This window comes from Glaciihabitans arcticus (genome assembly GCF_004310685.1).
GTDB classification, from domain to species: domain Bacteria; phylum Actinomycetota; class Actinomycetes; order Actinomycetales; family Microbacteriaceae; genus Conyzicola; species Conyzicola arctica.
Genome location: NZ_SISG01000001.1, coordinates 1,263,681 through 1,277,177, shown reverse-complemented (window position 1 = coordinate 1,277,177; position 13,497 = coordinate 1,263,681). Strand labels below are relative to the sequence as shown.

The window sequence follows — 13,497 nt, the reverse complement described above, 5'->3', positions numbered from 1 at the left end:
CAATCACTTGCGTATAATTTCGGCCATGTCGAAGAGGCTTGCAGACGTAGCCCGCAAAGTCGGGGTGAGCGAGGCGACGGTCAGCCGCGTGCTCAACGAGAAGCCCGGCGTCTCGGAGGCCACCCGCCAAGCCGTGCTCACCGCGCTCGACGTGCTCGGCTACGAGCGTCCGACCAAGCTGCGCGGCGAGCGTGCCCGCCTCGTCGGGCTGTTCCTGCCGGAGCTGCAGAACCCGATCTTTCCCGCGTTCGGCGAGGTTGTGGGGGGAGCCCTAGCCCAGAACGGCTACACGCCCGTGCTCTGCACGCTCACCTCGGGCGGCATCTCCGAGTCCGACTACGTCGATCTCCTCCTGCAGCAGCAGGTTTCCGGAGTCGTATTCATCGGCGGCCAGTACGGCCAGCAGGACTCCACGCACGATCACTACGACCGGCTCAGCGATCTCGGCCTGCCCACCGTGCTGGTGAACGCCAAGGTTGCGGCGCTCGACTTCGCCACGGTGTCGACCGATGACGCGGTCGCCACCGAGCAGGCCTGGAACCACCTGCGCCAGCTCGGGCACACCAGCATCGGCCTCGTTCTCGGCCCGAAGGATCACGTGCCCTCGCAGCGCAAACTCCACGCCGCCAAGCGCGTTGCCGCAACCTCGGGCGTCGCGCTGCCCGACTCGCACATCGTGCACTCGCACTACTCGCTGGAGGCCGGACAGGCCGCCGCGACCCGGCTGCTGCAGTCCGGGGTGACGGCCATCATCTGCGCCTCCGACCCGATCGCGCTCGGTGCCGTGCGCGCTGTGCGCCGTGCCGGACTCACTGTGCCCGGCGACGTGTCGATTGTGGGCTACGACGACTCGGCCCTGATGAACTCGGTCGACCCGCCCCTCACCACGGTTCGCCAGCCGATCGAGCCGATGGGACGCATGATCATCGAACTCCTCGTCGGCCAGATCAACGGCTCGGCGACGCGCGTCGACGAGTACCTGTTCGAGCCGGAACTCGTCGTGCGCGGCTCGACCGGTCCCGTGCGCCCGCCTGCGACATCCCGGTAGAGAAGCGCAAACACCGCAAGTTTCTTACTATTTGTTTAGTTCTTGCGTCATTCTGTCAAGAAGGCTACATTCGCAGCAGTGCGGCTCGCCCAGCGGGTCGCGCATGCCAACAGTGGCGTTGACAGAAACGAGCCTGCGCGGTGGGAACTCCCCTTGCACCCAGCACGAGCGACCCCCTGTGGTGGCGCTCCGCGGTGATCTACCAGGTCTATATCCGCAGTTTCGCCGACGGCAACGGCGACGGGACCGGCGATCTGGCCGGCGTTCGCTCCCGCCTCGGCTACCTGCGCGACCTCGGCGTCGACGCCCTGTGGTTCACGCCGTGGTACGAGTCGCCGCTCGCGGACGGCGGGTACGACGTCTCCGACTACCGGGCCATCCACCCGGCGTTCGGGCAGCTGGACGAAGCCGAGGCGCTCATCCGCGAGGCGCTCGAGCTGGGCATTCGCACCATCATCGACGTTGTGCCGAACCATCTCTCGGAGCAGCACGAGTGGTTCCAGGCGGCCCTCGCGGCGGGCCCCGGCTCGCCCGAGCGGGAGCGCTTCTGGTTCCGCCCCGGCAAGGGCGAGCACGGTGAGGTGATGCCCACCCGCTGGGTCTCCAACTTTCAGGGCGACACGTGGGCTCGCACGACCGACCCCGACGGCACGCCCGGCGAGTGGTACCTGCATCTGTTCGCGCCCGAGCAGCCCGACCTCAACTGGAACTCTCCCGAGGTGCGCCGCGAGCACGAGGACGTGCTGCGCTTCTGGTTCGACCGGGGTGTCGCCGGCGTTCGCATCGACTCGGCCGCGCTGCTCGTCAAGGATCCCGAGTTTCCGGAGGTGCCCGACAACCCACGCCCGGGGGAGCACCCCAACACCGATCGCGACGGGATCCACGACATCTACCGCTCCTGGCGCTCCGTCGCCGACGAGTATGCGGGCGCGCGCGTGCTCGTCGGTGAGGTCTGGCTGCCCGACACCAAGCGTTTCGCCGACTACCTGCGCAGCGACGAGATGCACACCGCCTTCAACTTCGACTTCATGGCGAGGCCGTGGGACGAAGCCTCGCTGCGCGAGTCCATCGAGACCATGCTCGCGGCCCATGCGCCCGTCGGGGCTCCCTCGACCTGGGTGCTCAGCAACCACGACGTGACGCGCCCGGTGACGCGCTACGGACGCACGGACAGCTCGTTCGCCTTCGCGAGCAAGCGCTTCGACATCCCGAGCGACATCGCCGTGGGTACGCGCCGCGCGAGGGCCGCCGCCCTGCTCACCGCCGCGCTGCCGGGCTCGCTCTACATCTACCAGGGCGACGAACTCGGGCTGCCCGAGGTGGAGGACCTGCCGCTCGACTCCCTGCAGGACCCGATGCACTTCCGCTCGCACGGCACGGACCCCGGGCGTGATGGATGTCGCGTGCCGCTCCCCTGGGGCGGGACCAGCTCGCCGTTCGGCTTCTCGAGCGAGGGGGTGACCCCGTGGCTGCCGCAGCCAGAGAGCTGGGCCGCGCTCACCGTGGAGCGCCAGGAGCGCGACCCCGCGTCGATGCTCGCGCTCTATCGTTCCGCGCTCGCCCTCAGGCGCAGCGAGCCGGGCCTCGGCGACGGGCGCCTCGAGTGGCTGCCGAGTGAGGCGGGCGTGCTTGCCTTCTCGCGCGGGAACGGCTTCGTCAGCGTCACCAATCTCTCCGACGGCGCTGTAGTGCTGCCGGAGCACACCGAGCTCCTGCTCGCGAGTGAGCAACTCGTCGACGGGAAACTGCAGTCGGACTCCACGGCCTGGCTGCGCACCTGAAGCACTGCACCACACCCATCCACACGAAAGGCACGACAATGAAGTCACCAGGAAAGGTAGCCCTCGCCGGATTCTCGGCGTTGGCGATCGCAGCAACCCTCGCCGGCTGTTCGGCCGGCGGCGGCAGCGGAAAGCTAGAGCTGCGCGTCGGCACGTTCCCCGCGGGCGCCGACCCCGCTGCGTACGAGGCCTTCGAGAAGCAGGAAGCCGACTTCGAGAAGGCCAACCCGACGATCGACGTGATCGGCGAGGAGTACGAGTGGAAGGGGCCCACCTTCGCCGTGCAGCTCGCGGGCGGCAGCCTGCCCGACGTCTTCACCGTGCCGTTCACCGAGGCGAAGACGCTGCTCGAGAACGGGCAGCTCGCCGACGTCACCAAGCAGGTCGAGGATCTCGGCTACGCCGACAAGTTCAACCCCGTCATTCTCGAGGGCGTGCAGGACAACGACGGCAAGATTTACGGATTCCCGCGCCAGGCCTACGCGATGGGGCTGCACTACAACCGCGAACTGTTCACGGCTGCCGGGCTCGACCCCGACAAGCCTCCGACGACGTGGGATGAGGTGCGTGCGGCCGCCAAGACCATCTCGGAGAAGACCGGCAAGGCGGGCTTCGCGACCATGACGTTCAACAACACGGGCGGCTGGCAGCTCACCGCGCAGACTGTCGCCCGCGGCGGACGCACCCAGGTGGACAACGGCGACGGCACCTACACCGAGACCATCGACAACGAGGGAACAAAGGCCGCGCTGCAGTTTCTGCACGAACTCCGCTGGGAGGACAACTCGATGGGCAGCAACTTCCTGCTCGACTGGGGCACCATCAACCAGGAATTCGCGGCCGGCAACGTGGGCATGTACACCGGTGGATCCGATGTCTACACGGCACTCGTGCGCGACTTCTCGACCGAGCCCGACATCTACGGGTTGGCCGTCATCCCGAACGAAGGGGACGACCCGGGCACGCTCGGCGGAGGCGACATCGCCGTCGTGAGCCCGACCGCGACCGAGGAGGAGAAGGAGGCGGGCGCCAAGTGGATCGACTACTACTACATGCAGCGCCTGCTCGACGAGAAGGCGGCGAAGTTCGACGCCAAGACACTCGCCGACAGCGACCAGGCGGTCGGAACCCCCGTGCTGCCGGTGCTCGACCCCGAGACCGAGGAACAGCGCGTCGGCTGGATCGAGAAGTACATCAACGTGCCCCGCGACCAGATGACCTCGTTCATCGACAACATCGGAACGCAGCTGCCGGTCGGGGAGCCGAAGGGCAAGACGCAGGAGATCTACGCGCTGCTTGATGCCGTGGTGCAGGCCGTGCTGACCGACGAGGACGCCGACATCGACGCCCTGCTCGAGCAGGCGAACAAGGACGCCCAGGCGATTCTCGACGCGAAGTAGTCCCGACACTGACTCCGTCGGCCGAACGATCGGCCGGCGGAGTCACAAACGAAAGCACCCCATGACCACCACCCAGGAGCCACCGGCTCTCGCCATCCAGGCGGCGAGCGAGCCGTCCGCCGGCCCGCAGCGCCCTCGACGAAAGCGCACGCCAGCCACCTGGGTGCGTGGCGGCGGGCTCAGCACCCTGCTATTCCTGCTGCCGATGCTCTTTGTGTTCGGCATCTTCAGCTGGTCGCCGATCGTGCAGTCACTCGTGATGAGCCTGCAGAAGACCAACCTGCTGACACCGGCGACCTTCGTCGGTCTCGACAACTTCGCGAACGTGCTCGCCGATCCGCTGCTCGGCCGGGCCGTGGTCAATACGTTGTACTTCGCCGGTCTCGCGCTCGTGTTCGGGTTTCCGCTGCCGATCCTGCTCGCCGTCCTGATGAGCGAGGTGAAGCGCGGCAAGGGGCTGTACAGCGCGCTCGCCTACCTTCCGGTCGTGATTCCGCCGGTCGTGGCAGTGCTGCTCTGGCGCTTCTTCTTCGACGCGAGTCCGAATGGCGTGTTCAATTCGATTCTGGGGTGGGTGGGCATCCCGCCGCAGTCGTGGCTGCAGAGTGCCGAGACCGCGATGCCGTCGCTGGTGCTCGAGGCCACCTGGGCTGCCGCCGGGGGCAGCATCATCATCTATCTCGCGGCGCTGCTGAGCGTGCCGCCCGAACTCTACGATGCGGCGGAAGTGGATGGCGCTACCGTCTGGCACAAGATCTGGCACGTGACGCTGCCGCAACTGCGCGGTGTTCTGTTCATCATGTTGATCCTGCAGGTCATCGGCACGGCGCAGGTGTTCCTCGAGCCGTACCTGTTCACCGGGGGCGGGCCGAACAATTCGACGATCACGGTGCTGCTGCTGATCTACAAATACGCCTTCCAGAACAGTCTGGGCGGCAACTACGGCGAAGCGACGGCGCTCAGCGTAATGCTCGCGGTCGTGCTCGGCATTCTGTCCTTCCTGTATTTCACGGTCACCAATCGCTGGAGCCAGTCATGAGCCGCGCTATGAATAACGACGAGGATACGCAGGATCGGGGCATCCTCTCGGTGTTCGATCGCCGGCGGTGGCGCGCCAGGGTCGGCCTCTCCGGGGTGCACTTCTTCCTGTTCGCGGGGCTCGTCGTCGCCGGCCTCGGGCCGGTGCTCTGGCTCGCGAAAGCCGCGCTCACCCCGACTCAGGACACGCTCACCGAGCCGATGGCGATCTTCCCGAACGGGGTCGACTGGGAGAACCTGACCAAGGCCTGGACCGAGGTTCACGTGGACCAGTATTTCTTCAACACGATCGTGCTCGCGCTTGGCGCCTGGGCCGTGCAGCTCGTCGTCGCGACGACCGCCGGCTACGCGCTCTCGGTGTTGAAGCCGCGGTACGCGCCCGTGTTGAACGGGGCCATCCTCGCGACGCTGTTCATTCCGAGCGTGGTGTTGCTGGTTCCGCTCTATCTGACCATTCTCAAGCCGCCGCTGCTGGGTGTCTCGCTGCTCAACAACTACTGGGCGGTCTGGCTGCCGACGGCGGCGAACGCGTTCAACATCCTGCTGGTGAAGCGTTTCTTCGACAACCTGCCCCGCGAGGTGTTCGAGGCGGCGCGCACCGACGGCGCGGGGCCGTTCCGGCTGTTCTGGTCGGTGGTGCTGCCGATGTCCCGGCCGATCCTCGGGGTGCTCTCGGTCTTCGCCGTGATCGCCTCGTGGAAAGACTTCCTCTGGCCGCTGCTCGTGCTGCCCAATCCGGCGATCCAACCACTGTCGGTGCGACTTCCGACCATCCAGCAATCGACGGAACTGGATGTGTTCCTCGCCGCTCTCGCGATCTCGACGCTCATCCCGATCATCCTGTTTCTGGCCTTCCAGCGGGTGTTCCTGAAGAGCGCCGGGCTCGGAGGAGCCGTCAAGGGTTAGGGCACTATCGTTGTGGCCATGCCCATCGCTTTTCAAGCGCCCGACCTTGCCCTCCTGCTCCCCGGACGCTGGCGAGTCACGGCCACCAACTTCCCGCTCTGGCTCGGGGGAGAGCGGCTGAATCCGCACTTCACCTACGGTCTGCTGGGGGACGCCCCGCTCACCCTCTCCGACGATGTGTCGTACACGACTCGCGAGGGCGAGGAGAAGCACATCATCGGCACTGACCGCTGGAAGGGCGATGCTTTCGTCTGGCGCGGCAAAGGACTGCTGAAGATCGCGAAGAGCCGATGGTCGCTTATCGGATCGAGCGATGACGGCTCAGTACTGGCCATCCGATTCGAGCGCACCGTCGCCACGCCGGCCGGGATCGACGTGCTCGTGCGCGACGGCGTTGACCGGCCCGAACTGCGCACTCTCGTCGCCCACAACCACGAGCAGTTCGGTCTCAGCACCGAAGAGTTCGCGACCCTGACCTGGCTCGCCGCGCACTAGCCGCTGCGCTACTCGTACCGCAGCGAATCGATCGGCGACTGACGTGCGGCTCGGGATGCCGGCAGCACGGCCGCGACGAACGCGATGCCCATCACCAACAGCAGGGTGCCGACGATCGACACGGGATCGAACGCCAGGATCTGCAGCCCGGGCAGGTTCGCGAGCAAACCGTTCGCAAGCACACCGCTGATGGCCGACCCGACCCCCATCGCAATGCCTGCACCGATCGCACTGCCGAGGAAGCCGATGAAGACCGCCTCGAAGCTGAACAGGGCGAAGATGCGCCCTCCACTCATTCCCATGGCCTTCATGAGTCCGATCTCGCGGGTGCGCTCCTGCACGCTCATCAGCAGGGTGTTGATGATGCCGAAGCCGGCGGCGAGCAGCGCGATCAGGGCGAAGGCGTTGAGAACCAGGATGATGCCGTCGACGACCGTTGTGAAGGCACCGAGCTGGTCGGCGACCGTCGTGCCGACGAAGCCGTCGTCGACGAGGTCCTGTTTGAGCGCGGCGGTATCGCCCGGGTCGTCCATGCGCAGCGTCGCGCTCGCCCAGGTCTCGGTCGACGACTCCGGCAGCCCCGTGGACTGCAACGCGTAGAGCTCGGCCGTGAGCGAGTCGTTCATGCTCGCGGTCGAACCGAACAGGGTCGGCTCCTGCACTCCGCTCACCATCGCCTCGACCTCGTGCTGCTCTCCGGTCGAGTGGGTGATACCGAGCATGACGGTCTCGCCGATGGCGTCGTCATTGCTGTCAAAACCGAGGGGCGCGATGTAGTCGGTGGGCAGCACGAGCTGCAGGTCGTCGCCCGCGAACGGCTCGCCCGCGACCAGTTCGATGGCCATGCCCGCGGTGAGTTCGCTCACCGGGATCTCGTACCGAGCGCTGTCGCCCGCGCTCCACTCGACGAAGTCGGGGCGGACGGACACGCTCGGCTCCACCGAGAGCACGCCGTCCAGCCCCCTGAGCGTTTCGAGATCGTCGGCATCGAGGGCGGTGACGGTGGTGCCGGGAGGGCCGTTCGCGTCGACCTGCGCCGCGGCATCCGGATCATATTCGGCGGGGCCCTCGCTCTCGAGGGCGGCCTCGACCGGTTTGGTCACCGTCATCACGTCGCTTGCGCCTACCGACGAGAGCTGGGTCTCGATGTAATTGTTGATGCCCGTGCCGAGGCCGTTCGTGATGGTCAGGGTGAATGCGCCGATGAAGATGGCGATCACGGTGAGGCTCGTGCGCAGCCTGCTGCGGAACGAGTTGGCGACGGCGGTGCGGATGATGTCGAGGGCTCTCATGCTGCAACCTCCGTGCAGGCGAGGCTGTCCACGATGTGGCCGTCGCGCAGGTAGATGCGCCGGTCGCAGCGCGCGGCAAGATCCTCGTCGTGAGTAACGATCACGAGCGTGATGCCCTGCTCGCGGTTGAGGGCGAACAGTTTGTCCTCCACAACCGCGCCGGTGGCCGAGTCGAGGTTGCCCGTGGGTTCGTCGGCGAAGATGATGCGCGGGTTGTTGACGAGCGCGCGGGCGATGACGACGCGCTGCTTCTGGCCTCCGGAGAGGTTGGTGGCGCGGTTGCCGGCCTTGTCGACCAGATCGAGCTGGGTGAGTGCCTCACGCGCGAGACGCTTGCGCTCGCCCGAGCGGATGCGGGCGATGGTGAGGGGAAGCATCACGTTCTCGAGCACACTCGCGTTCGGGGTGAGGAAGAACTGCTGGAACACAAAACCGAAGGTGCGGTTGCGCAGCGCGTTCAGCTGCCTGCCCTTCAGTCGCGCCGCGTCCGTGCCGTCGACGGTGAGCTCACCGCTCGTCGGCTGGTCAAGCAGCGCGAGGATGTGCATGAGCGTGGATTTGCCGGATCCGCTCTTGCCGACGATCGCCACCGACTCACCCTCCTCGATGTCGATCGTCACGTCGGTGAGCGCCTCGAAGCGGGTCGCGCCGCTGCCGTAACTCTTGTTGAGATTCCTGGTGGACAGTACTCGTGGGGTCATGCTTCGAGACTCGCAGCCAGGGGGCGCGCTGTCGTCGTCCCGCGGGCCGCACCTGAGCTACGCCCGGGGGAGTAGCGCTGTGCTTTTCACCGAACGGTGTGCTTTTCACCGAACGCCGTGCTTTTCACCAAACCTCTAGTGCAGGCCGAGGGCTTCCAGGGCCTCGGCCGGGCGCTCGACCGCGGCGAAGTGCCCGCAGTCGTCGATGACCGTCACGACGGCATCGGGCTGGATGGCCAGAAGCCGCTCGAGGTCGTCGGGTCGCACGAAGGTGTCCCTGTCGCCGCGACAGGCACGGATGGGGCAGGAGATGCTGCGCCACCTCGCGTCGGCGTCGTAGCCGCGCACGAACTCGGCGGCAGCCGCGAAAGACACGGGACGCACCTCCGTCGAGAGGCTCGTGATCACCGTGCTGTCGACCCGGTAGGGATGACGGAACAGGGGGAAGACTGCCGTCCTCAGCAGGCCGACCCTGCGGGCGAACCGCACAACACCGGCGCCCTTTGACAGCCCCTGCATGACCTTCCACAGCATCGTGAAGGCCGGCAACACCCCGAAATTGCGCACGGGATGATCCACGCTCGCGATCACCGACCAGGTGGTGCCCGAGACCATGCCGACCGACAGCACGCACTGCGGCCAGATCGAGGCCATGTGCAGGGCGATGAAGCCGCCCATCGAGTGCCCGATGACGTCCCACTCGGTGTAGCCGAGCTCCTCGGCGACATCCTTGACCAGCCCGCAGATCGTCTCGATGGTGTGCGTCGACGGGTCGTCGTTCAGGCTGCCGTCGCCCCAGCCGGGCAGATCCAGCAGCACGGGATTACGGATCACGATGCCCGCCTCGTCCGCTGCAGCGAGCAGGGGTGTCCAGGTCGTCCACGATCCAGCAGCGCCGTGCAGAAAGATCGTCGCCCGGGTCGAGGTGCGCTTCGGCCGGTGCCGCGCAACCGCGCTGCCGAGCGGATTGTGCACCTCGGTCTCGACGAGGCCGAGCGCCGCGGCATCCGACACCAGGGGGAAGGGGGCGTAGGGCACGAGCCGTAGCTTAGCGGGGCGGTGTTCGCGCCATAAAGTCCCCGTACCCGGCCTCCGCCTTCCTCGTGTTCGGCAGGGTGGCGAAAGGGCTGAACTCGAAGCCTCTCGTGCCCAGCGGCTTCTTCCAGAGCCCCACGATCTCGCCGTTTTTTACGATCGTCGGCTGGAAGATGCCGTTATTGCCGGGTACCACAGCGGGCGCGTGCTCGGCGGCGAGCGGCGCGCTGCGATCCTGGTAGCCGAGCAGGTACTCGTCGAAGCCGGGCAGGAGGAAGGTGCCTCGGGTGGGCTCGAGATGCTCGGCCAGGTAGTAGGTCGTGCCGTCCACCTCGAGCTCGCGCGGCTTCGCGACCGCGACACCCCGGCGGGCCTCGCCGAGGGTGAGGGACGCCCACCATGCGAAATCCCGCACCGTCGCCGGCCCGTGGCTCGCGAAGTACCGCGCTGCCCACTCGCCGAGCGCTTCGTCGCCCTCGAGCCGTTTGGGCTGCGTGACCCACTCGTCGAGCAGCACGAAGGTCTGGACCTTGCCCTGCACCGGCCCGAAGACGAGCGTTCCGGTCTGGCTGAGAGACCAGAGCAGGTGGTAGCCGCGCTGGCCCGTTGTCTCGATGCCGTGCTCGTTCCAGAGGTTATGGATGGCGTCCCGGGTCAGCACCCGCCCTCCGCTCAGTGCTTGCCGGGCGACGTCTCGAGCCCGCTCGATGTCTGCCTCAGCGAGCCCGAGCTGCTCGCGCCTGAGCCGCGCACCGCGGATCAGGCGGGGAGTCGTGAGCTGCAGCATCCAGCCCAGATCTTCGGGCGCGACGAGGTGAAGGGTGCCGCGCATCGGCCAGGAGCGCACGATCTCCGCGTTGGCCAGGGCCTGTTCGACATCGGCATCGGTGAGGCCGGGAGCCCGCAGGCCGACCGACCACTTGGCGCCGGCAAAATCCTGCGCCTGCATGGCGGTCATGTGCCGGATGACGTCTGCCGCGCTCGCGCCCTCCTGGGGCGCCCCGATCCACTGCGCGGTCAGGCGCAGCGACGTGAACAGCGTGCGCGAGCGGTTCATGGCACCCAGTATGGCGCGGTCGGGTGACGGTGCTAGCGTCACGCCATGACGCTCCTCGACATTGCGCTGCCCTCTGAGATTCCCGGAACAAGCGAAAGCCTGCGCGCTGTAGTGGGCGTGCCGGATGGCGAGGGTCCGTGGCCCGCGCTGGTGGTACTGCACGAGGCGTTCGGCATCGACGAGGAGATGCGCAAGCAGGTCGCGCACATCGCGTCGCTCGGTTACCTCGCCGTGATGCCGGACTTGTTCAGTGAGGGCGGTTTTAGGCGCTGCATCACCGCGACCATGCGATCCATGGCGAGTGGTACCGGGCGCGCGTATGCCGACATAGAGGCGGCGCGGCAGTTCGCGCTCACCGACAGCCGGTCGACGGGATCCGTCGGGTCACTCGGGTTCTGCATGGGCGGCGGCTTCGCGCTGATGACCGCCGACTCGGGATTCGGGGCCTCCTCCGTGAACTACGGAATCCTTCCGTCCGACCTCGCTGGTGCCCTCGAGAACGCGTGCCCGATCGTGGCATCGTTTGGCGCGAAGGACCGCACGCTCCGGGGAGCGGCGGCGAAGCTCGAGACCGCGCTCACGACAGCAGGCGTCGCCCACGATGTGAAGGAGTATCCGGATGCCGGCCACGCCTTCCTGAACGAGAAGCCCTCCGGTCCGGCCGTGATGCGGCCGCTCATGCGAGTGATGGGCATCGGGCCGCACCCCGAGGATGCGCCGGACGCCTGGCGCCGCATCGACGCATTCTTCGGGGAGCACCTGCGCTGACTCGCGCGTTCGGCGCAGCGAGAGCGGGCGAGTTGCCCGAAAACGTCCCCTGTGTGGCGCTCGAGGCAGCAGAAGTGGGCAACTCGCGGGTCGAGTTGCGAGTTACGCATCCAGAGCACGCCGGGAAGCTGCGCAACTCGCGAATCGGCTCGCATGGTCGGGTGGGAGGCCGTAGAGCGCGGCTCAGTCCGAGGAAGCCCGCGCGATCGCGTCCGCAGCCCGCACGAGCGCGAGGTGGGAGAGCGCCTGCGGCGTGTTTCCCGCCTGGCGCTGCCCGATGACGTCGTACTCCTCGCTGAGCAGCCCGAGGTCGTTGGAGTACCCCACGAGGCGGTCCATCAGGGTGACGGCATCCGACAGCCGCCCGGATGCCGCGTACTGCTCGACCAGCCAGAACGAGCAGGCGAGGAACGGGTTCTCGCCCGAGGGCAGCCCGTCGACGCCGTCCTCGGTGCGGTAGCGCATCAGCAGGCCGTTCTCGAGAAGCTCGGCCTCCATCGCGGCGACGGTCGCCAGCATGCGCGGGTCATCGGCGGACAGGTAGCCGACCTGGGCGAGCTGGAGGAGTGAGGCATCAGTTCCGGTGGAGCCGTAGTACTGGGTGTAATACCCGAGCGAAGTGTTGAAGCCCTGGTCCTCGATCTCATCCCGAACCTCTGAGCGCAGCGTGCGCCAGCGCGCAACCGGCCCGTCGAGACCGAAGTCCTCGACCGCGCGGATGGCGCAATCGAGCGCCGCCCAGAGCATGACCCGCGAGTGGGTGAAGTGCCGAAGGGGTCCGCGGATCTCCCAGATGCCGTTGTCGGCTCGCTGCCAGTTGTCCTCCACAAAACCCATCAGCGCTCGCTGCAGCGGCCAGGAGATGTCGGGCTCCTCGCGGCCGAGCTGGCGGGCGGCCTGCAGCGCGATCATGACCTCACCGAAGACGTCACCCTGATATTGCGTGAACGCCCCGTTGCCGATGCGCACGGGGGAGGCCCCGTCGTAGCCGGGGAGGCTCTCAAGCTCGTACTCCGAGAGACGCCGCTCGCCGCTCAGTCCGTACATGATCTGCACGTCGGCGGGGTCGCCGGCGATGGCCCGCAACAGCCAGGTGCGCCACGAGTCCGCTTCACTCTCGAAGCCGTGGTCGAGCAGCACATGCAGGGTGAGGGATGCGTCCCGCAGCCACACGTAGCGGTAGTCCCAGTTGCGCTGGCCGCCGAATTCCTCGGGCAGGCTCGTGGTGGCCGCCGCCACGATTCCGCCGGTGTCCTCGTGGGTGAGAGCTCGCAGCACGAGCAGCGAGCGGTGCACGGCGTCGTGATACACGGGCGATGCGGTGCAGGATGCCGCCCAGTCCGTCCACCACTCCTCGGTGGCGGCAATGCGAGAGTCGACGTCGATGGGCTCGGGCGGCTCACGGTGCGCTGGAAACCAGGTCAGGGTGATGTCGACGACGTCGCCGGCGTTCACCGTGAAGTCAGATGTGTGCGCGTGGTCGTTCGCGACGAGCTCGGGCCCGCGCACAACGACCGCGTCCGGGCCGGCCACGGCGACGACGGCGTTGCCGCCCGCCTCGGGCACCTGCCGCATCCACGGCATCGCGGCGGAGTAGTCGAAGCGGATGCGCAGCTCCTGGTGCATCGCGACCGAGCCGCTCATCCCGCGCACACGACGGATGACGTCGGCCCTGCGGTCGCCGTGCGGCATGAGGTCGGTGGTCTCGACGACGCCGTCGGGAGTGGTCCAGGTAGTCACGAGCGTGAACGTGTCGCCGACGTAGCGGCGCTCGGCGGTGATCCCGGAAGCGGTGGCCTCGGTCGACACGGGGGCGACGAGCCAGCGACCGTTATCCTCATTGCCGAGAAGGGCACCAAAGGTCGAGGCGGAGTCGAACCGGGGCAGGCACAGCCAGTCGATGCTGCCGTCGCGGCCCACAAGCGCGGCCGTGTGACAGTCTCCGATGAGCGCGTAGTCCTCGATCTTCTGCATGG

The 13,497-nt window shown here is 67.4% G+C and carries 12 protein-coding genes; 7 read left to right on the top strand and 5 right to left on the bottom strand.

From position 1 onward, the window contains the following. Window positions 1-25: 25 nt before the first annotated feature. The 6 genes from EYE40_RS06115 (at window position 26) to EYE40_RS06090 (ending at window position 6,668) form a co-directional block, all read left to right on the top strand. Window positions 26-1,048, top strand: coding sequence for a LacI family DNA-binding transcriptional regulator (locus EYE40_RS06115; RefSeq protein ID WP_130981119.1), 1,023 nt, complete (start codon window positions 26-28; stop codon window positions 1,046-1,048). A gap of 140 nt (window positions 1,049-1,188) precedes the next feature. Then, window positions 1,189-2,829, top strand: coding sequence for a glycoside hydrolase family 13 protein (locus tag EYE40_RS06110; RefSeq protein ID WP_130981118.1), 1,641 nt, complete (start codon window positions 1,189-1,191; stop codon window positions 2,827-2,829). A 38-nt stretch (window positions 2,830-2,867) separates the two neighbouring features. Then, complete coding sequence (locus EYE40_RS06105) at window positions 2,868-4,229, top strand: ABC transporter substrate-binding protein (protein ID WP_130981117.1); 1,362 nt, start codon at window positions 2,868-2,870, stop codon at window positions 4,227-4,229. 61 nt (window positions 4,230-4,290) lie between these two features. Continuing rightward, window positions 4,291-5,268, top strand: a complete 978-nt coding sequence (locus EYE40_RS06100; RefSeq protein WP_193554486.1) for a carbohydrate ABC transporter permease — start codon at window positions 4,291-4,293, stop codon at window positions 5,266-5,268. 8 nt (window positions 5,269-5,276) lie between these two features. Then, window positions 5,277-6,173, top strand: a complete 897-nt coding sequence (locus EYE40_RS06095; protein ID WP_130981116.1) for a carbohydrate ABC transporter permease — start codon at window positions 5,277-5,279, stop codon at window positions 6,171-6,173. 18 nt (window positions 6,174-6,191) lie between these two features. Beyond that, window positions 6,192-6,668, top strand: a complete 477-nt coding sequence (locus EYE40_RS06090; protein WP_130981115.1) for a hypothetical protein — start codon at window positions 6,192-6,194, stop codon at window positions 6,666-6,668. Between the two features lie 8 nt (window positions 6,669-6,676). On the opposite strand, the gene EYE40_RS06085 is transcribed toward EYE40_RS06090, so the two are convergent. The 4 genes from EYE40_RS06085 to EYE40_RS06070 form a co-directional block, all read right to left on the bottom strand. Then, window positions 6,677-7,960: an ABC transporter permease gene (locus EYE40_RS06085; RefSeq protein WP_130981114.1), complete on the bottom strand. Its 1,284-nt coding sequence runs from the start codon at window positions 7,958-7,960 to the stop codon at window positions 6,677-6,679. Then, window positions 7,957-8,661 (bottom strand): ABC transporter ATP-binding protein, encoded by a 705-nt coding sequence (locus EYE40_RS06080; RefSeq protein ID WP_130981113.1) that lies wholly within the window; start codon window positions 8,659-8,661, stop codon window positions 7,957-7,959. The genes EYE40_RS06085 and EYE40_RS06080 overlap by 4 nt, the downstream gene beginning before the upstream one ends. A 135-nt stretch (window positions 8,662-8,796) precedes the next feature. Next, window positions 8,797-9,699 (bottom strand): alpha/beta fold hydrolase, encoded by a 903-nt coding sequence (locus tag EYE40_RS06075; RefSeq protein WP_130981112.1) that lies wholly within the window; start codon window positions 9,697-9,699, stop codon window positions 8,797-8,799. Between the two features lie 10 nt (window positions 9,700-9,709). Beyond that, on the bottom strand, window positions 9,710-10,753 hold the full coding sequence (locus tag EYE40_RS06070) for a winged helix DNA-binding domain-containing protein (RefSeq protein WP_130981111.1): 1,044 nt from the start codon (window positions 10,751-10,753) through the stop codon (window positions 9,710-9,712). Between the two features lie 45 nt (window positions 10,754-10,798). Here EYE40_RS06070 and EYE40_RS06065 point away from each other — a divergent pair, with 45 nt between their 5' ends. Continuing rightward, window positions 10,799-11,521 carry a dienelactone hydrolase family protein gene (locus EYE40_RS06065; protein WP_130981110.1) on the top strand — a complete coding sequence of 241 codons (723 nt, stop codon included), beginning with the start codon at window positions 10,799-10,801 and terminating at the stop codon, window positions 11,519-11,521. Window positions 11,522-11,704: 183 nt separating this feature from the next. Here EYE40_RS06065 and EYE40_RS06060 read toward each other — a convergent pair whose 3' ends face one another. After that, a complete protein-coding gene (locus EYE40_RS06060) occupies window positions 11,705-13,495 on the bottom strand; it encodes a glycoside hydrolase family 15 protein (protein ID WP_130981109.1) in 1,791 nt (596 codons plus the stop codon). Window positions 13,496-13,497: the final 2 nt, after the last annotated feature.

Bases quoted from the DNA above. Each gene is read 5' to 3' on its own strand.
- EYE40_RS06105 (WP_130981117.1), top strand. From the start codon at position 2,868: ATGAAGTCACCAGGAAAGGTAGCCCTCGCCGGATTCTCGGCGTTGGCG.
- EYE40_RS06085 (WP_130981114.1), bottom strand. From the start codon at position 7,960: ATGAGAGCCCTCGACATCATCCGCACCGCCGTCGCCAACTCGTTCCGC.
- EYE40_RS06060 (WP_130981109.1), bottom strand. From the start codon at position 13,495: ATGCAGAAGATCGAGGACTACGCGCTCATCGGAGACTGTCACACGGCC.
- EYE40_RS06070 (WP_130981111.1), bottom strand. From the start codon at position 10,753: ATGAACCGCTCGCGCACGCTGTTCACGTCGCTGCGCCTGACCGCGCAG.
- EYE40_RS06100 (WP_193554486.1), top strand. From the start codon at position 4,291: ATGACCACCACCCAGGAGCCACCGGCTCTCGCCATCCAGGCGGCGAGC.
- EYE40_RS06115 (WP_130981119.1), top strand. From the start codon at position 26: ATGTCGAAGAGGCTTGCAGACGTAGCCCGCAAAGTCGGGGTGAGCGAG.
- EYE40_RS06095 (WP_130981116.1), top strand. From the start codon at position 5,277: ATGAATAACGACGAGGATACGCAGGATCGGGGCATCCTCTCGGTGTTC.
- EYE40_RS06065 (WP_130981110.1), top strand. From the start codon at position 10,799: ATGACGCTCCTCGACATTGCGCTGCCCTCTGAGATTCCCGGAACAAGC.
- EYE40_RS06090 (WP_130981115.1), top strand. From the start codon at position 6,192: ATGCCCATCGCTTTTCAAGCGCCCGACCTTGCCCTCCTGCTCCCCGGA.
- EYE40_RS06080 (WP_130981113.1), bottom strand. From the start codon at position 8,661: ATGACCCCACGAGTACTGTCCACCAGGAATCTCAACAAGAGTTACGGC.